The sequence below is a fragment of the Kocuria sp. ICS0012 genome (genome assembly GCF_001665945.1).
GTDB lineage: Bacteria > Actinomycetota > Actinomycetes > Actinomycetales > Micrococcaceae > Kocuria > Kocuria marina.
This window is the reverse complement of record NZ_LZMM01000031.1, coordinates 67,165-85,253: the sequence shown is the minus strand read 5'-3', so window position 1 is coordinate 85,253 and position 18,089 is coordinate 67,165. Positions and strand designations below refer to the sequence as shown.

13 protein-coding genes and 1 pseudogene are annotated in these 18,089 nt (G+C 70.3%); 11 read left to right on the top strand and 3 right to left on the bottom strand.

Going from position 1 to position 18,089, the window contains the following annotated elements:
- Window positions 1-21: 21 nt before the first annotated feature.
- The 7 genes and pseudogenes from A5728_RS04505 to A5728_RS04475 form a co-directional block, all read left to right on the top strand.
- Window positions 22-501, top strand: a pseudogene (locus A5728_RS04505) (crossover junction endodeoxyribonuclease RuvC); the annotation flags it as partial.
- 185 nt (window positions 502-686) lie between these two features.
- Complete coding sequence (gene ruvA, locus A5728_RS04500) at window positions 687-1,328, top strand: Holliday junction branch migration protein RuvA (protein ID WP_064845905.1); 642 nt, start codon at window positions 687-689, stop codon at window positions 1,326-1,328.
- Between the two features lie 2 nt (window positions 1,329-1,330).
- Window positions 1,331-2,431 carry a Holliday junction branch migration DNA helicase RuvB gene (ruvB, locus tag A5728_RS04495; RefSeq protein ID WP_064845904.1) on the top strand — a complete coding sequence of 367 codons (1,101 nt, stop codon included), beginning with the start codon at window positions 1,331-1,333 and terminating at the stop codon, window positions 2,429-2,431.
- A 104-nt stretch (window positions 2,432-2,535) separates the two neighbouring features.
- Window positions 2,536-3,108, top strand: coding sequence for a preprotein translocase subunit YajC (gene yajC, locus A5728_RS04490; RefSeq protein ID WP_231885506.1), 573 nt, complete (start codon window positions 2,536-2,538; stop codon window positions 3,106-3,108).
- 97 nt (window positions 3,109-3,205) lie between these two features.
- On the top strand, window positions 3,206-5,119 hold the full coding sequence (gene secD, locus A5728_RS04485) for a protein translocase subunit SecD (RefSeq protein ID WP_064845903.1): 1,914 nt from the start codon (window positions 3,206-3,208) through the stop codon (window positions 5,117-5,119).
- The gene (gene secF, locus A5728_RS04480) at window positions 5,116-6,150 is read left to right on the top strand and encodes a protein translocase subunit SecF (RefSeq protein ID WP_064845902.1); all 1,035 of its coding nucleotides are present in this window, start codon (window positions 5,116-5,118) and stop codon (window positions 6,148-6,150) included. Before secD ends, secF begins: the two co-directional genes overlap by 4 nt.
- A gap of 262 nt (window positions 6,151-6,412) precedes the next feature.
- Window positions 6,413-8,866 (top strand): bifunctional (p)ppGpp synthetase/guanosine-3',5'-bis(diphosphate) 3'-pyrophosphohydrolase, encoded by a 2,454-nt coding sequence (locus A5728_RS04475; RefSeq protein WP_064845901.1) that lies wholly within the window; start codon window positions 6,413-6,415, stop codon window positions 8,864-8,866.
- Here the strand turns inward: A5728_RS04475 and A5728_RS04470 are convergent.
- Window positions 8,856-9,479, bottom strand: a complete 624-nt coding sequence (locus A5728_RS04470) for a type IV toxin-antitoxin system AbiEi family antitoxin (RefSeq protein WP_064845900.1) — start codon at window positions 9,477-9,479, stop codon at window positions 8,856-8,858. The genes A5728_RS04475 and A5728_RS04470 overlap by 11 nt on opposite strands.
- Window positions 9,480-9,705: 226 nt before the next feature.
- On the bottom strand, window positions 9,706-11,148 hold the full coding sequence (locus A5728_RS04465; RefSeq protein ID WP_231885505.1) for a DUF349 domain-containing protein: 1,443 nt from the start codon (window positions 11,146-11,148) through the stop codon (window positions 9,706-9,708).
- A 252-nt stretch (window positions 11,149-11,400) separates the two neighbouring features.
- On the opposite strand from A5728_RS04465, the gene hisS reads away from it, so the two are divergent.
- From hisS to A5728_RS04445, 4 genes are all read left to right on the top strand, one after another.
- On the top strand, window positions 11,401-12,756 hold the full coding sequence (gene hisS, locus A5728_RS04460; RefSeq protein WP_064845898.1) for a histidine--tRNA ligase: 1,356 nt from the start codon (window positions 11,401-11,403) through the stop codon (window positions 12,754-12,756).
- Window positions 12,757-12,952: 196 nt separating this feature from the next.
- A complete protein-coding gene (gene aspS / locus A5728_RS04455; protein ID WP_064845913.1) occupies window positions 12,953-14,770 on the top strand; it encodes an aspartate--tRNA ligase in 1,818 nt (605 codons plus the stop codon).
- Window positions 14,771-14,991: 221 nt separating this feature from the next.
- Window positions 14,992-15,444, top strand: a complete 453-nt coding sequence (gene dtd / locus A5728_RS04450) for a D-aminoacyl-tRNA deacylase (protein ID WP_064845897.1) — start codon at window positions 14,992-14,994, stop codon at window positions 15,442-15,444.
- Between the two features lie 47 nt (window positions 15,445-15,491).
- The gene (locus tag A5728_RS04445; RefSeq protein ID WP_064845896.1) at window positions 15,492-17,024 is read left to right on the top strand and encodes a replication-associated recombination protein A; all 1,533 of its coding nucleotides are present in this window, start codon (window positions 15,492-15,494) and stop codon (window positions 17,022-17,024) included.
- 23 nt (window positions 17,025-17,047) lie between these two features.
- On the opposite strand, the gene A5728_RS04440 is transcribed toward A5728_RS04445, so the two are convergent.
- Window positions 17,048-18,016: a sugar-binding transcriptional regulator gene (locus A5728_RS04440; protein ID WP_064845895.1), complete on the bottom strand. Its 969-nt coding sequence runs from the start codon at window positions 18,014-18,016 to the stop codon at window positions 17,048-17,050.
- Window positions 18,017-18,089: the final 73 nt, after the last annotated feature.

Genomic DNA, 18,089 nt, shown 5'->3' with positions numbered 1-18,089 from the left:
TGATGTTTATAAGAGACAGTCGTGGCCGTGGAACGCGTGTTCGCGCAGAACAACGCTCCCACGGTCGTGGGCACGGCCCAGGCCACGGGCGTCGTGATCGCCGCGGCCGCGGCGCGGGGCATCCCGGTCGCGTGGCACACCCCGTCCGAGGTCAAGGCCGCGGTCACCGGGGACGGCTCCGCGGACAAGGAATCGGTGAACCGCATGGTCGTGCGCATCCTGCGCCTGGACGCCCCGCCGCGGCCCGCGGACGCCGCCGACGCGCTGGCCCTGGCCGTGTGCCACGGGTGGCGCGGTGGGATGGCCGGTGTCAACGCGGCCGAGCGCACGTCCACCCACTCGGGTTCGCGCCCGATGCAGACCCGCCGGGGTGCCGCACTGACTCCGGCGCAGCAGGCGTGGCGACGCGCCGAGACCGCGTCGCGAGCCCCCGGTGCCACTGCGCCCCGCGCGCCGGGCGCAGCGACCGGTACCCGCGGGCGGCGCGGCCGGGTGTCCTGAGCCTCCCGTTGCGGGCCCGCCTCACGAGCGGGAGCACACGTTCTGGGTGTCCCCGACGCTTGGTACAGTGACGGGCAGGAATTCGTACACGTGTTCGAACGGCGCACCACGTCCTGCCCCCAGGTCGCGGCGCGTTCGGACACACCGATGTTCTCGGCCGGCGGCCGTGGGAGGGGAGGGGCACCGTGATCGCCTCGATAACCGGTGAGGTGCGCTTCGTGGGGGCCACGCTCGCCGTGGTGGAGGTCTCGGGCTTCGGCATCGAGGTCAACGCGAGCCCCCGCACGCTCGCCGGGCTGCGGGTCGGTGCCACCGCGCACCTGCACACCGCGTACATCGCCCGCAAGGACGAGGCGCCGGTGCTGTTCGGTTTCGCCCAGGCGGACGAGAAGGAGATCTTCTCCGTCATGCTCGGGGTCTCCGGGGTGGGCCCGCGCACCGCGCTCGCCGCGGTCTCTGTCCTCGGGCCCGACGACGCCCGGCGCGCGATCGCCGCCGGCGACGACAAGGCCTTCACGGCCGTCCCCGGGATCGGACCGAAGTCCGCGCGGCGCATCGTCCTGGAACTTGCGGACAAGCTCGTCCTGCCGGACCCCGCGCCGCAGCAGAGCGCACAGCCCGGCATGCAGGTGTGGCGTGAGCAGGTCGTGGACGCTCTCACGGGTCTGGGCTGGAGCGAGAAGGACGCGGCCCGCGGGATCGACGACGCCCTCGAGACCCAGCCGGAACTGGCGGAGTCCGCCAACGTGGCCGAGATCCTGCGCGCCGTGCTGTCCTGGCTCGGCACCGCCAAGGCCACGTCCCACACGCGGACCAGGGGGCGGTGAGCATGGCCGTGGAGGAACGTGGATCGGTGGGCCCACAACGTCTCGTGGGCGCCGAGGGCGACTACGACGACCAGCAGCTCGAGGCGTCCCTGCGCCCGGGGACCCTGCACGACTTCGTGGGGCAGAAACGGGTGCGGGCACAGCTGTCCCTCGTGCTCGAGGCCTCCAAGCTGCGCGGGCGCACCGCGGACCACGTGCTGCTGTCCGGGCCCCCGGGCCTCGGCAAGACGACCCTGGCCATGATCATCGCGCAGGAGCTGGATGTCCCCCTGCGGATCTCGTCCGGTCCCGCGATCCAGCACGCCGGTGACCTCGCGGCCATCCTGTCCTCCCTGACCCACGGGGAGGTGCTGTTCCTGGACGAGATCCACCGGATGTCCCGGCCCGCGGAGGAAATGCTGTACATGGCCATGGAGGACTTCCGCGTGGACATCGTGGTGGGCAAGGGCGCCGGTGCCACGTCCATCCCACTGGACCTGCCCCCGTTCACGCTCGTGGGTGCCACCACCCGCGCGGGGCTGCTGCCCGGGCCACTGCGCGACCGGTTCGGCTTCACGGGTCACCTGGAGTTCTACTCCGTCGAGGAACTCGAGCTCGTGCTGCGCCGTTCGGCAGGGCTGCTTGACCTCACCATGACGAGCGAGGCGTTCACGGAGGTCGCATCGCGCTCACGCGGCACCCCTCGTATCGCCAACCGACTGCTGCGGCGCGTGCGGGACTGGGCGCTCGTGCACGGCGTGGAGCGCATCGACGCGCGGGCCGCCGGATCCGCACTCGACATGTATGAGGTGGACGCCCGGGGTCTGGACCGCTTGGACCGCAACGTGCTCTCGGCCCTGGTGAACAAGTTCAACGGCGGCCCTGTGGGGTTGTCCACCCTGGCGATCGCCGTGGGGGAGGAGACCGAGACGGTCGAGACCGTCGCGGAACCATTCCTGGTCCGCGAGGGCCTGCTCGGTCGCACCCCGCGCGGGCGGATCGCCATGGCCGCGGCGTGGGAGCACCTGGGACTCGACGTCCCCGAGCACGCTGCGTTCAAGGACCCGGCGCTAAAAACCGCGCTCGCCACCGAACCGGACTCGGAGGATCCGTCCAGCACGTGACCAGATCCATCCCCTAAGCTGGGGAGGATCGGCCGGGACCTTCGCACCCCTGCGCAGTCGTGCCCGGTCGCGCTGTACGTGCACCTCGACAGAACGGATCCTTCGTGACCATCCTCGCTCAGACCCAGGACGCTGCCGGTGGCGGCGCCGGAACCGCATGGTTCCTGCCCGTGATGCTCGTGGTCATGGTCCTGCTGCTGTGGCTGCCCATGCGCCGACAGAAGAAGGCCCAGGCCCAGATGAAGGCCAAGCAGGCCACCATGGAGCCGGGCACGCGCGTGATGACGAGCTTCGGTCTCTACGGCACCCTGCGGGACATGGACCGAGAGAACAACAAGGCAGTCCTGGAGGTCTCCCCGGGCCAGCTCGTCACGGTGCACTCCCAGACCGTGACCACCGTGGTGGACGAGCTGCCCGCCGAGTCCGCGGCCACCGCCGCCCCCGGCGTGGTCGAGGCGGAGTCCGTGCAGGCCGGTACCCCCGAGGCGGCCGGTTCTGCGCATCGCGTCGACCCGGTCGACCCCGTGGACGGTTCCACGGCCGCCGGCGAGCAGGGCCCTACCCAGCGCGGCGCCGCCCAGCCCGGCACCACACCGGGCGCGTCGGCCCCGGATGCCTCGCAACGGGCCTGGCGCGACGCCCGCGACCGCGACGATCGCGGTAACCCCACTACCTGATTCCCCCCCCCACCGGGACACGGGCCGAGGACCTCGGCCCGTTTCTCATGTGTCGACCGGGCCGCGGCCCCGGTCGAGGACACGTTGAAGGACACCAATGGCAGCAGAGAAGAAGGCGCAGACCCCGGGATCGCGTGGCGGGTCCCGTTGGCGGCGCACCAGGGCCTCCAGCACGTCGGAGGGGACCCCCGGGAACGGGACCGCAGCGGCGAACGGCACGTCCGGTCGGAACGGGACGGGTACCGCGAAGCGGCGCCCCCGCTCCGGAGCGGCCGCGTCGGCGGCGCGCAAGGCACTGGTGGCCCTTGCAGCGGTGATCGCGATCCTCGCCGGGGTGCTCGTCTACGGTGTGACGACCGACCGCACCGGGTGGGCGCCCAAACTGGCGCTGGATCTCGAGGGTGGCACGCAGATGGTGCTCTCGCCCACGCTGCAGGGGGAAAACTCCGGTCAGGACATCTCCCAGGAGCAGCTCGACCAGGCAGTCGAGATCATCCGCCAGCGCGTGGACGGTACGGGTGTCTCCGAGGCGGAGATCACCACGCAGTCCGGGCGCAACATCGTGGTGTCGATGCCCGGTGTGCCCTCGTCCGAGACGCGTGAGCTGATCCAGACCTCCGCGCAGATGGCGTTCCGTCCCGTGATCGTCTCAGGCGCCGGCGCGGCCACCCCGGAGAACCAGCGCACCGACCCCACGTCGATCCCCCAACCGGAGGGTGAGCCCGAGAACTCGTCCGACCCCAAGTGGGTCACGCGGGATCTCTTCGCCAGGTACGAGGCGCTCGACTGCAGCGCGCCGCGGCCCCAGGAGGAGCGCGCCTCCCAGCCGCAGGACAAGGCGATCGTGGCCTGCGATCCGCTGAGCAACGCCAAGTTCATCCTGGGCCCCGTCGAGATCCCCGGCACGGACATCGCCACGGCGTCCTACGCCCAGGCGTCCAACTCCCAGGGCCACGCGACGGGCGGGTTCGCCGTGAACCTGCAGTTCAACGACGAGGGCACGCAGACCTTCAAGGAACTTTCCGAACGGCTCTACGGACTCGGCCAGGGTGGACAGAACGGTGCACGCAACCGGTTCGCGATCGTGCTGGACGGTTCCGTGGTCTCCGCGCCGACCATGAACGCCGTGATCACGGACGGTCGTGCGCAGATCACCGGCAACTTCACCGAGGACGAGGCCAAGTTCCTGTCCGAGCAGTTGAAGTACGGTGCGTTGCCGGTGTCCTTCTCGATCGACTCCGAGCAGCAGATCTCCGCAACCCTGGGCAGTAACCAGTTGCGGATGGGCATCATCGCGGGGCTGATCGGTCTGGCGCTCGTGTGCATCTACTCGCTGTTCCAGTACCGCTGGTTGGGTCTCGTGACCATCGCCTCACTCGTCGTGGCCGGTGTCGTGACCTACCTGGCCATCACCCTGCTGGGGTGGGGCGCGAACTACCGGCTGTCCCTGGCCGGCGTCGCGGGTCTCGTGGTGGCGATCGGTCAGACCGCGGACTCGTTCATCGTGTACTTCGAACGCATCCGTGACGAGATCCGCGCCGGGCGTACGATCCCGGCCGCCGTGGACCACGGCTGGCAACGCGCGCGCCAGACGGTGCTCGCGTCCAAGGCCGTGAACCTGTTGGCCGCCGTGGTGCTCTACTTCGTGGCCGTGGGCAATGTGCGCGGCTTCGCGTTCACGCTCGGTCTCACCGCGATCGCGGACCTGCTGGTCGTGTTCCTGTTCACCCACCCGATCATGGTGTTGCTCGCACGCACGCGCTACTTCGGCAACGGCGCGCGGCACTCCGGTCTGGACCCCGAAGCGCTCGACGCCGTCCCGCTCTACCGCGGCGCCGGCCGGCTGCGCAGCCCCGAGGACGGTGACGGTCTCACGATCGCCGAACGACGACGCCGCGCAGCACAGCAGGCGAGCGCAGCGCCGTCGTCCACCGCCGGAGCCCACGGGAACGCGTCCGTCGGCTCCACCGCGGCCACCGCCCGTCCCGATTCCGAGGAGACCCAGCGATGAGCAACCGACTCGCGCGTTTCGGCAATGACCTGCACAGCGGGCGCAGGTCCTACCCCTTCGTCCAGAAGCGGGGACCGTGGCTCGCCGTGAGCCTGGCCCTCGTGGTGATCTCCGTGCTGATCCCCGTGATCAAGGGCGGGTTCAACCTGGGGATCGACTTCACGGGCGGCTCCGAGTTCACGGTCTCGGACGTGCCCACCACGGACGTCTCCCTGGGCGAGCGGGCGGTCGCCGAGACCCCCGGTGCCCACGAGGCGACCGTGACGAACATCGCCCCGGGTACCGTGCGGGTGCAGACCCAGCAGCTCGACGACGACCAGACCCTGACCCTGAAGAACAAGTTGCAGGACGCCTACGGCGTGGGCGAGGACCAGGTGACCTCCAACTTCGTGGGACCCACGTGGGGCCAGGGTGTCACCCGACAGGCCCTGTGGGGGCTCGTGATCTTCGTGGTGCTCGCGCTCGCACTCATGGCGCTGTACTTCCGCACGTGGAAGATGTCCGTGGCCGCGATCGCGGCCATGCTCTTCACGATCGTCATCACCGCGGGTGTGTACTCCCTGGTGGGCTTCGAGATCACCCCCTCCGCGGTGATCGGCTTCCTTACGGTGCTGTCCTACTCGCTCTACGACTCCGTGGTGGTCTTCGACAAGGTGCGTGAGAACACCGCGGGGCTCGTGGGCGGCAGCGCCCCGGAGGAACGCAGGAAACGCACGTTCGGGGAACAGGTCAACCTGGCCGTGAACCAGACGCTCGTGCGCTCGATCAACACGTCCGTGGTGGGCATCCTCCCCGTGGGGTCCATCCTGTTCATCGGTGCGTACCTGCTCGGGGCCGGAACGTTGAAGGACCTCTCGCTGTCCCTGTTCGTGGGCATCATCGTGGGCACGCTCGCCACGCTGTTCGTGGCCGCGCCCCTGTACTCGTGGTTGCGCGAGCGCGAAGCCGGCGTGCGGGAGCAGACCCGCCGGGTGCTCGAGCACCGCACGGGCGAGGCCCCTCCGGTGAGCGCGGATCCCGTCGAGGTCTGACGCGACACCTCGCACTCGTGGCCGGTCGCGCATGGCGTGACCGGCCACGAGCGCTGTGACCGAACGGTGCGGGCGGCGACGTCACTCAGGACCCCGTCCGCGGCACGTGAGCACTGCGTCCGCGGCGCGTCCGTACCGTGTCCGCGGCACATCCGCACCGTTGTCCGCGGCGTGTCGGCGCGGGCTTAGACTGGGACATCAGCCCGCGGGGGCTCATGTCCGGCTTCCCGCGGTCGCGGCGACGATGAGGAGGCCACGGATCATGTCCAGCCAGTCCGAGAACGGTGGTGCCCAGGCACCCGTGGGCTCCGCGGTCACGTCCTCCGGCGCGCCCTCCGCTCAAGAGGCGTCCCGCCCCAATGCCGCCCCGCCCGCTCGCCCGAGTGTCGCGCGCGGTGACTTCGGGGGCACCCATTTCGTCCTACCCGCCTCTCGGCCCGTGTTCGGGCGGGCGGTCTTCCCGGGGCGCAGTGAACGCACCCGCTCGACCCTCTCGGTGCTCAGCGGTGAATCGGTCCCGAGCTCGCCCATCCTGGTGCCCCTGCTGCGCACGGTGCAGAACACGCATCCCGAGGAGGACCTCTCGGTCCTGGAGCGGGCCTTCACGGTCGCGGACACCCACCACGAGGGACAAAAGCGCAAGTCCGGGGACCCGTACATCACCCACCCGGTGGCCGTGACCACGATCCTCGCGGAACTCGGGATGACCGGTGCCACGCTCGTGGCCGGTCTACTGCACGACACCGTGGAGGACACGTCCTACACTCTCCAGCAGGTGCGCGAGGAGTTCGGCGAGGAGGTCGCCGCGCTCGTGGACGGCGTGACCAAGCTGGACAAGATCCAATACGGGGAGAACGCGCAGGCGGAGACCGTGCGCAAGATGATCGTGGCCATGGCCAAGGACATCCGCGTGTTGGTCATCAAACTCGCGGACCGTTTGCACAACGCCCGGACGTGGCGCTTCGTGTCCTCCGAGTCCTCCGGGCGCAAGGCGCGCGAGACCCTTGAGATCTTCGCGCCGCTGGCCCACCGACTGGGCATGAACACGATCAAGTGGGAGCTCGAGGACCTGTCCTTCGCGGCCCTGCACCCCAAGGTCTACGAGGAGATCGTGCGCATGGTGGGGGAACGCACCCCCGAGCGCGAGCGTCACCTCGCGGAGATCCGGGGTCAGATCGCCGAGGCGCTGGGCGCCTCCGGCATCGAGGCCACCATCACGGGCCGGCCGAAGCACTACTACTCGATCTACCAGAAGATGATCGTGCGGGGTAAGGACTTCGACGAGATCCACGACCTGCAGGCCGCGCGCGTGCTCGTGAACTCCGTGCGCGAATGCTACGCGGCGTTGGGCGTGCTGCATGCCAAGTGGCGGCCGCTGCCCGGGCGATTCAAGGACTACATCGCCATGCCGAAGTTCAATATGTACCAGTCCTTGCACACCACGGTGATCGGGCCCGCGGGGCGTCCCGTGGAGATCCAGATCCGCACCCACGAGATGCACCGCCGCGCCGAGTACGGCGTGGCCGCGCACTGGAAGTACAAGGACAAGGTCAACCAGGCGAACTCCGCGACCCCCAAGGCCAAGGAGGGTGAGCTGAACTGGCTCAGCTCCCTGGTGTCGTGGCAGGAGGAGGCCAAGGACTCCTCGGACTTCCTGGACTCGCTGCGCTATCAGATCAACACCGCCGAGGTGTACGTGTTCACGCCCAAGGGCGCGGTCATGGCCCTGCCCACGGGGTCCACGCCGGTGGACTTCGCGTACGCGGTGCACACCGAGGTGGGCAACCGCACGATCGGCGCGCGCGTCAACGGCAAGCTCGCCCCGCTGTCTTCCCGGCTGCAGCACGGGGACCGCGTGGAGATCCTCACGTCCAAGTCGGAACAGGCCGCTCCGTCCCAGGACTGGCTCAAGTTCGTGGGCTCCCCGCGGGCGCGCACCAAGATCCGGCAGTGGTTCTCCAAGGAACGCCGCGAGGAAGCGATCGAGCGGGGCAAGGACCAGCTCACCCGGGCGCTGCGCAAACACCACCTCCCGCTGCAGCGCACGGTCACGAGCGAAGCACTGCTCGCGGTGGCCCAGGACTTCAACCGCGGCGACGTGGCGGCGCTCTACGAAGCCATCGGTTCGGACGCCGTGGGCGCCCACCAGGTCGTCGACAAGTTGTTGCAACACCTGGGCGGGGCCGAGGGCACCGAGGAGGACCTCGCCGAGACCACGCGGGTGACCCACCCCGTGCGCCCCGGCGTCTTGGACGCGGGTGTGCTCGTGCAGGGGGCCTCGGACGTCTACGTCAAGATCGCCCGGTGCTGCACCCCGGTGCCCCCGGACAAGATCGTGGGTTTCGTCACGCGCGGGTCCGGGATCTCAGTGCACCGCAAGGACTGCGCCAACATGCGGGTCATCCCGGAGGACGACGACCGGATCAAGGACGTCTCCTGGGCGCCCACCCAGTCCTCCCTGTTCCTCGTGGAGATCCAGGTGGAGGCCCTCGACCGCAAGTCCCTGCTCTACGACGTGACCAAGGCGCTGTCGGAGAACCACGTGAACATCCTCTCGGCCCAGGTGCACACCTCGCGGTCCCGGTTGGCGATCTCCCGGTTCTCGTTCGAGATGGGGGACACCCGCTACCTGGACCACGTGCTCAACCAGGTGCGCCGGATCGACGGCGTCTACGACGTCTACCGCACCTCGGGACACCGCCCGGTCAACTCCTGACGGGTCCGCCCGCGCGTCCGGCCTCGAGCGCCCGTGCGAGCTTGCGGACGCGAGCGATCGCGACCCGGCGCCCCGGCAGCTTTGCCAGGGCCTCGAGTTCGGCGAGCAGGTGCTGCGGTGAGCAGTGCAGGCGCGGTGCGCTCAGTAGGGCGAGCAGAGCGGCGTCGCCGGCCGGGCCGGTGACGTGTATCGCGAGGTCCACGGCGGTGCGCAGGGGAGTGGTCAGTGTGATGCCGTGGTGGACCACGAGGTCCCGCGGCGCGAACCCCGTCTGGTGGATCACGAGGCCCGGCGGCACCGTGGTGGTCGTGCGCGCGGACTTGTCCACGAGGATCGTCACGGGCGAGGGCTCGGGTGCGCAGCGGTAGAACCACGCGGCTCCGAGCCGCCCCAGCACACCCCGCCGTTGCAGGTGCCCGGGCACGACCCTGCTCACCACCGTGGCTCGCAACTGGAGCGTGGGGGCGGTGGTCGCGGGTACGTAGGCGTCGAGCAGTTCGCGGCGCAACAAACCGTCCTCGGTCATCGCGCTCAGTTCGGCGCGGCTGAACGGGTGGCCCGGGAGCAGGACGAGGGGCGCGGTGGTGCCGCGAGCGGTGAGCACGGAGGTCATGGACCCATCCCACCCCACGGCGAACCGGAAGGGCAGGGCAGCGCACCGATTGTGGAGAACGCCCGTGGAACGAGACCTGCGGCGCGCTCCCACGCCACGGTGCGCGGGCCGGTGCCGTACGCATCGCGCGCCGAGGCGAGGAACGCCCCCACCCTTAGGAACCAGTGGAACGCCCCCGTCCCGGCACACCGGGGACGGGGGCGTTCCTGCAGTCAGCGGCAGAAAATCAGCGCAGTTCGGACGCCGAGGCCTGCAGCGTGGCGAGCCACTGCTCGCTCGTGGCCAGGTCCTTCTCGAGGGACGCGGCCCTCTTGGTGTTGCCACCCGCACGGGCGGCCTCGAGGGCAGCGCGCTGATCGGCGATCTTGTTCTCCAGCTGGGACAGCATGGAGTTGGAGCGCGCCTTGGTCTCGGGGTCGGTGCGCCGCCAGCGGTCGTCCTCGGCCTTCTTCACGGCGTCCTCCACGGCGCGCAGTTCGTTCTCCACGCGGCGCATGTGGGCGCGCGGGACCTTACCGGCCTCCTCCCAGCGCTGCTGGACGGACGCGAGCTGCTTCTTGGCGGCGTCGAGGTCCTTGACGGGCAGGATCTGCTTGGCCTCGGCGAGCAGTTGCTCCTTGACCGTGAGGTTGCCCGCGTACTCCTGATCGATCCGCTCGTTCGCGGCGGTGCGCGCGGAGAAGAACGCGTCCTGGGCGGCGCGGAACCGGGCCCACAAGGCGTCGTCCTCCTTGCGGGACGCGCGCGGGGCCTCCTTCCACCGGTCCATGAGCTCCCGGTACTTCCCGGCGGTCTCACCCCACTCGGTGGACGAGGACAGCGCCTCGGCCTCCTTGATCAGGCCCTCCTTGACGCGCTTGGCCTTGGCGTTGGTCTCGTCCAGAGACGAGAAGAAGGCCTTACGGTGCCGGTCGAACGTGGTGCGGGCCTTGCGGAAGCGTTTCCACAGGGCGTCCTCGTCCGATTTGGGCAGGCGTCCGCCCGAGCGCTGGTGGTCCTGCCACTGCGAGAACAGCTCCGCCATGCGCGCGGACGAGTGCTTCCACTGCGTCTTGGCGGGATCCTGCGCGGCGACCTCCTCGGCGGCCTCCACGATCGCGGTGCGGTGCGCGAGCTGCTGCGCCTTGGCGGCCTTGGTCTCCTCGCGTTCGCGGTTCAGGGCCACCTTGATCGCGTCCTCGAGGGTATCCAGGCGCGTGGAGAGATCCGTGAGATCGCCCACCATGGTGTGCGCGTCCACCTGCTCGCGCACATGGTCCACGGTCTTGCGCATGTCACCGGCGGGTGCCTTGGCGGCGATGCGCTGTTCAAGCAGCGCGACCTGCGCCTCGGCGTCGTCGAACTTGCGTGCGAAGTACGCGAGCGCCTCGTCCGGCGTGGCGTCCGGGAACTGCCCGCACGCGTACTCGGTGCCCTGCACGCTCACGTACACGGTGCCGTTCTCGTCCGCGCGGCCGAAGGCCCGAGCGCGTTCCACGGAATCGGCCGGGGCGAGCGCGGCGTGGGTGCCCTCCGCGGGACGTGGCTGAGCCGCCGCCGGTGCGGGCGCGGGTGCCGCGCTCGGGGTGGGTTTGGGGGTCGACGGCGCCGCGGGCTTGGGCGCGGACGCCGCGGGGGTGGCTGGTCCCGGGACGGGACGGCGGTCGTCGGATTCAGGACGTTCTGTCACCGCTACAACTCTTTCTGCACGACCCCGCCGGTGCTGCCCGCAGCTGCGGGCGTCGCGGTGGGGTTTCCCATGGTGGACACCGGCCATCCTATCGAGCCGCGCGGCTTAGACTGGCAGCTGACACCGTCCGCGCTCGCGCATGCCCCGGTTCCGGGGGTTGCTCGTACGACGACGCCTCGCGACCCGGGGCTTCCACGGCGCACAGGCCGAGCCCCGGACCGCCCGAGACCCACTACCGAGGAGTTCCCACCCATGGCCCGCACCACGTCTCTGTCCGGTTTCCCCGAATGGCTCCCGGAGGAACGGATCGTGGAGCAACACGTGCTGGACTCCCTGCGCAGGACCTTCGAACTCCACGGCTTCTCCTCGATCGAGACGCGCGCGGTGGAGACCGTGGAGCAGTTGCTGCGCAAGGGTGAGATCGACAAGGAGGTCTACGGGGTCTCCCGGCTGCAACAGGACGAGGACTCCTCGCGCGAGGACGCGCTGGCGCTGCACTTCGACCTGACCGTGCCGTTCGCCCGCTACGTCGTGGAGAACAGTGGCTACCTCACGTTCCCGTTCCGCCGCTACCAGATCCAGAAGGTGTGGCGCGGCGAGCGCCCCCAGGAGGGCCGGGCGCGCGAGTTCACCCAGGCGGACATCGATGTGGTGGGGGACGGCACGCTCGCGTTCCGCTACGACGTGGAGCTCGCGCTCGTGATGATCGAGGCGCTGTCCGAGCTGCCCATCCCGCCGTTCGTGCTGCGGGTCAACAACCGCAAGCTCGCCGAGGGTTTCTACCGCGGTGTGGGTCTCACGGACGCCCCCGCGGTGCTGCGTGAGATCGACAAGCTCGAGAAGATCGGCGCCGAGCAGGTCTCCCGGAATCTCCAGGACACGGTGGGTGCCACGCCCGAGCAGGCGGAGGCCGCGCTGTCCCTCGCGGCGATCCGCACCGAGGACACGTCCTTCGTGGAGCGCGTGCGGGAACTCGGTGTGAGCAACAACCTGCTGGACGAAGGCCTGAACGAACTCGCCGAGGTCGTGGGGGAGGCCTCCCGCCGCGCCCCCGGCAAGGTCGTGGCGGACCTGTCCATCGCCCGCGGTCTGGACTACTACACAGGCACCGTGTACGAGACGGTCCTCGTGGGTCACGAACAGCTCGGTTCCGTGTGCTCGGGCGGTCGCTACGAGTCCCTCGCGTCCTCCGGGAAGAAGACTTACCCCGGTGTGGGCCTGTCGATCGGTGTGACCCGGTTGGTCACCCGAATCCTGTCCCGCTCCATGGCCCAGGCCTCCCGTTCGGTGCCCTCCGCGGTGCTCGTGGCCCTGAACGACGACGCATCATGGTCCGCCGCGCAGGACGTCGCCGGGCAGTTGCGCGCTCGCGGGATCGCGACCGAGGTGGCCGCCACGGCCCAGAAGTTCGGCAAGCAGATCCGCTACGCCGAGCGCCGCGGCATCCCGTTCGTGTGGTTCTCCTCGGTGGCCGAGGACGGGAGCCCGACCCACGAGGTCAAGGACATCCGCTCGGGCGAGCAGGTGGCCGCGGACCCCGCATCGTGGCAGCCGCCCGCCGAGGACCTGCACGCCACGGTGCTGCGCGCGGCCACCACGGACGACTGACGCCGGCTCTGTCCTCCGAGAGGCGTGCCCGCGCGCGACGGCCGTGCGCTCGCGGCGTCGGCTTGTAGACTCGCGGGGACGGGAGCACGCCCTGCTCCGGGGCGCCCGATCCGGTGCGGCTCCGCGGGCACTCGGTGCGACGCGCTCCGCCGGCCCGCGATCCCGACCATCCCATTGATTGAAAAGGTGAATGCACTTGTTGCGAACGCATGAACTCGGCACGTTGACCGTCGAGAACATTGGACAGACCGTCACGCTGGCGGGCTGGGTCGGCCGGCGCCGCGACCACGGCGGCGTGGCGTTCGTGGACCTGCGTGACGCCTCCGGCGTGGCGCAGGTCGTGGTGCGTGACGAGGAGCAGTTCCACCAGCTGCGCAATGAGTACGTCCTGCAGGTCACGGGCACCGTGGAGCGCCGCCCCGAGGGCAACGAGAACCCCAACCTGCCCTCCGGTGAGGTCGAGGTCATGGTGGATGAGCTCACCGTGCTCAACACCGCGGCCCCCCTGCCGTTCCAGATCGACGAGCACGTGGAGGTGGGCGAGGAAGCCCGCCTGAAGTACCGCTACCTGGACCTGCGCCGCCCGGAGCCCGCCCGCATCATGCGGCTGCGTTCCGAGGTCAACCGGGTGGCCCGCACCCTGCTGCACGAGCAGGGCTTCACCGAGGTGGAGACCCCCACCCTCACCCGTTCCACTCCCGAGGGTGCCCGTGACTTCGTGGTGCCGGCACGGCTGTCCCCGGGCTCCTGGTATGCGCTGCCGCAGTCCCCGCAGCTGTTCAAACAGCTGCTGCAGGTGGGCGGGATCGAGAAGTACTTCCAGATCGCCCGCTGCTACCGGGACGAGGACTTCCGCGCGGACCGCCAACCCGAGTTCACCCAGCTGGACGTTGAGGCCTCCTTCGTGGAGGAGGACGATGTCATCGCCCTGGGCGAGCAGATCGTGAAGTCCCTGTGGGCTCTGATCGGCGTGGACGTCTCGACCCCCATCCCGCGCATGACCTACGCCCAGGCCATGGCCGACTACGGCTCCGACAAGCCGGACCTGCGCTTCGACCTGAAGCTCACGGAGCTCACCGAGTACTTCAAGGACACCCCGTTCCGCGTGTTCCAGGCCCCGTACGTGGGTGCCGTGGTCATGCCAGGCGGTGCATCCCAGCCCCGCCGCCAGCTCGACGCGTGGCAGGAGTGGGCCAAGCAGCGCGGCGCCAAGGGCCTCGCCTACGTGCTGTTCAAGGAGGACGGCGAGATCGCCGGGCCGGTGGCCAAGAACATCTCGGAGGAGGAGAAGGCCGGACTCGCGGAGGCCGTGGGCGCGAAGCCCGGCGACTGCGTGTTCTTCGCCGCGGGCGGGGCCAAGACCTCCCGCGCGCTGCTCGGTGCCGCGCGCGTGGAGATCGGCCACCGCGTGGGCCTGATCGACGAGAATGACTGGGCCTTCGTGTGGATCGTGGACGCGCCGCTGTTCGAGCCCGCGTCCGAGGCGGTCGAGTCCGGCGACGTTGCCGTGGGCTCCGGTGCGTGGACGGCCGTGCACCACGCGTTCACGTCCCCCAAGCCCGAGTTCATGGACACCTTCGACACGGACCCCGGCTCCGCGCTGGCCTACGCGTACGACATCGTGTGCAACGGCAACGAGATCGGCGGCGGTTCCATCCGCATCCACCGCCGGGACGTGCAGGACCGCGTGTTCCGCGTGATGGGGCTCAGTGAGGAGGACGCCCGGGAGAAGTTCGGCTTCCTGCTGGACGCCTTCCAGTTCGGCGCGCCCCCGCACGGCGGCATCGCCTTCGGCTGGGACCGCGTGGTCGCGCTGCTCGCGGGCACCGAGTCCATCCGGGACGTCATCGCGTTCCCCAAGACCGGCAACGGCTACGACCCCCTGACCGCCGCGCCTGCGCCCATCACGGCGCAGCAGCGGAAGGAAGCCGGCGTGGACGCCAAGCCCGAGCCCAAGAAGGCCGAGGCGCCGCGCGAGGCAGCCTCCGCCGACAAGGGCGGCGACGCGAAGTAACGCCATCGACACGTGACACCGTCGCTACTCGCTGCGGGGCCGCCGATCCGGGATGTCACCCCGAGGTCGGTGGCCCCGCAGCTTTCGTGCGCGGTCCGGTTGCGTGACCCGCCGCGCTCGCGGGACGACCGGTTCCACTCCCGGGGCAACCCGTTTCCCCATGGGACGGGCCGTGTCAGCAGTGGGACGGTGCCGGGGTGCGAGTGTGATGGACTGGGGGCATGAGAATCGTGCTACAGGTGGCGTCGCGGGCCAGTGTCGCCGTAGGGGAACGGGGCACGGGCGAGATCACCGGCCCCGGACTCGTCGCACTCGTGGGGGTCACCCACTCGGACACCCCGGAGATCGCCGCGCAGCTCGCGGCCAAGATCGCCGGGCTGCGCATCCTGCCGGGAGAGACCTCGTGCGAGGACCGCTCGGCCCCGGTGCTCGTGGTCAGCCAGTTCACGCTGTACGGGGACGTGCGGAGGGGGCGCCGACCGTCGTGGTCCCGCGCCGCCCCCGGGGACGTGAGCGAACCCCTCTTCGACGCCTTCGTGGCGGCGCTACGTGAGCGCGGTCTGCCGGTGGAAACCGGGGAGTTCGGTGCGCACATGGAGGTCTCGCTCGTCAACGACGGGCCCGTGACCCTCGTGGTGGACAGCGACGAGCTGCAGCGCCCGCGTCGCGGCTGAACCCGCGGCGGCCCGTGCGTGTCCGAGGCGGGCAGTAGGGTCGGGGCGTGAGCGATGCATTGTTCGACGTCCCGGATCCCCTGAGCGAGGACGGGTCCGGCCCATCCGCCCACGCGAGGGATCGGACCCCGTCCCGCGCGCGCTCCCGCGCACCGCTCGCCGTGCGCATGCGCCCCCGCACCCTGGACGAGGTCGTGGGCCAGAAGCACCTGTTGCGCACCGGCTCGCCCCTGCGCGGACTGACCGCGGGGCGCTCGGGACCGACCGCGGCGTCGTCGGTCATCCTGTGGGGCCCGCCGGGCACGGGCAAGACGACGATCGCGCACGTGATCGCGCGCGGCCACGACACCACCTTCGTGGAGCTGTCCGCCGTCACGGCCGGGGTCAAGGACGTGCGGCGCGTCATGGACGAGGCGCTGACCGCGCGCGACCTGCACGGGCGGACCACGGTGCTGTTCCTCGACGAGATCCACCGGTTCACCAAGGCGCAGCAGGACGCGCTGTTGCCCGGGGTCGAGAACGGGTGGGTGGTCCTCGTGGCCGCCACAACCGAGAACCCCTCGTTCTCCGTGATCGCACCGCTGCTCTCGCGCTCCCTGCTGCTGACCCTGCAACCGCTCGAGCGCCCGGACATCGGGGAGTTGCTCGACCGCGCGGTGACCGACCCGCGCGGGATGGACGGTGCCGTCGTCCTGAGTCCGGAGGCGCGCGAGCACCTGCTGGACGTCTCCGGGGGAGACGCGCGCAAGGCGCTCACGTCCCTCGAGGCGGCTGCGACGGTCGCGCTCTCCCACGCGGCGGCGTTGGACGACGACGCCGATGGCGCCGCGCGTTCCGGGGCCGAGGGCCCGGGCACGGAGGGTTCGGGAGCCGAGGTATCGGACGACGGCGCGGCCGAGCCCGGGGCAGCGGACGAAACCCCCGATGCATCGGTCGTGACCGTGACGCTGGAGCACGCGCAGGAGGCGGTCAACCGCGCGGCGGTGCGCTACGACAAGCAGGGCGATCAGCACTACGACGTCGTGAGCGCGTTTATCAAATCGATCCGCGGCTCGGACGTGGACGCCGCGATGCATTACCTGGCCCGGATGATCGAGGCCGGGGAGGACCCCCGGTTCATCGCGCGCCGGTTGATCATCAGCGCGTCGGAGGACATCGGTCTCGCGGACCCCACGGCGCTGCAGACCGCGGTCGCGGCCGCCCAGGCCGTGCAGTTGATCGGGATGCCCGAGGGGCGGATCCCGCTCGCCGAGGCCGTCGCACATCTGGCCACCGCGCCCAAGTCGAACGCCGCGTACCTGGCCATCGACGAGGCCATCGCGGACGTCCGCGCCGGACGTGCCGGGCCCGTGCCCCCGCACCTGCGGGACTCGCACTACCCGGGCGCGAACGAGCTCGGCCACGGCGCGGGCTATGTCTACGCCCACGACACGCCCAACGCGGTGGCCACCCAGCAGTACCCGCCGGACGAGCTCGTGGGGAAGGACTACTACCGGCCCACGGGGTACGGCCACGAACGGGACCTGGCGCAGCGCGTGATCCGGTTGCGCGACATCGTGCGCGGCGACACCCGGCCGTAGGGCGCGGCTACGACGGTGCGTGGTCAGGGCCGTGCTCCCGCGCCGTCCACGTGGTCCAGCACATCCTTGGCGGTCAGGTCGTCGATCACCAGGTCCGTCACCGCCCCCGACCGCAGCGCACCCACGATGCCGCGCACCTTGTGCCGCCCGGACACCACGCACACACGGCGGGGGATCCTGGCGAGATCCGCGGGGGTGGGTCCGGAGGCCCGCCGGTTCAGCTCGATGTCCGAGTAACTGCCGTCCTCGCGGATGAAGACGGTGCAGATGTCCCCGACGACGCGGTGCGCGTTCAGACTGCGCAGCTCGGACGAGCTGAGGTGACCCTCCGTGTAGACCTGGGACAGCACCGGGCCGTGGAAGGCCCCCACGCTGAACACCGCCAGGTCAACACTCGCCCGGGCCGCGAGGATGCGGCGGACCGAGGATTCCTGCCAGAGCAGCGTCCGGGTCTGTTCCCAGTCGAAGAAAGCGGGGGTCGGGAACGGGTACAGCTCGGCGTTAAAGGCCTGCGCCAACGTCGAGAGCAGTGGGGCGGACGTATCCGTGCCGGCCGTCCGCGGCCCGGCGGCCCCGTTGAGCTGCACCACCGAGACGTCCTGGGCGTTGGTGTGGCGCACGTGAGAGGCGATCGCGGAGGTCGTGGTGCCCCACGCGACCCCCAGGGACGTCCCGTCCCGGACCCACGACGCGAGTAGTTGTGCGGTGTAGCGCGAGACCGCGTCGAGTCGCTGGCCGCTATGCGACGCCCGCTGAGTCCCCGCGATGTGCGCCGTGACCCGGAACGTGTCGTGGATGCGACGGGACAGCCGGTCCGTGGGTGTGTCGGGTGGGCGCAGGGTGATCGTCACGATGCCCCTGGCTTTCGCATCCGCCAGCATGCGCGAGACCGTGGACCGTGAGACCCCCAGCCGCTCGGCCACGGCACCCATGGTCATGTCCTGCACGAAGTACAGTTCCGCGGCTTGGTAGAGCAGTGAATCGTCGTGCATCGCCCCTCACCTCCCGTGCACACATGTGCAAATAGGTTGAGCATACGTGCATCGGCGCGACATGGTAGTGCGC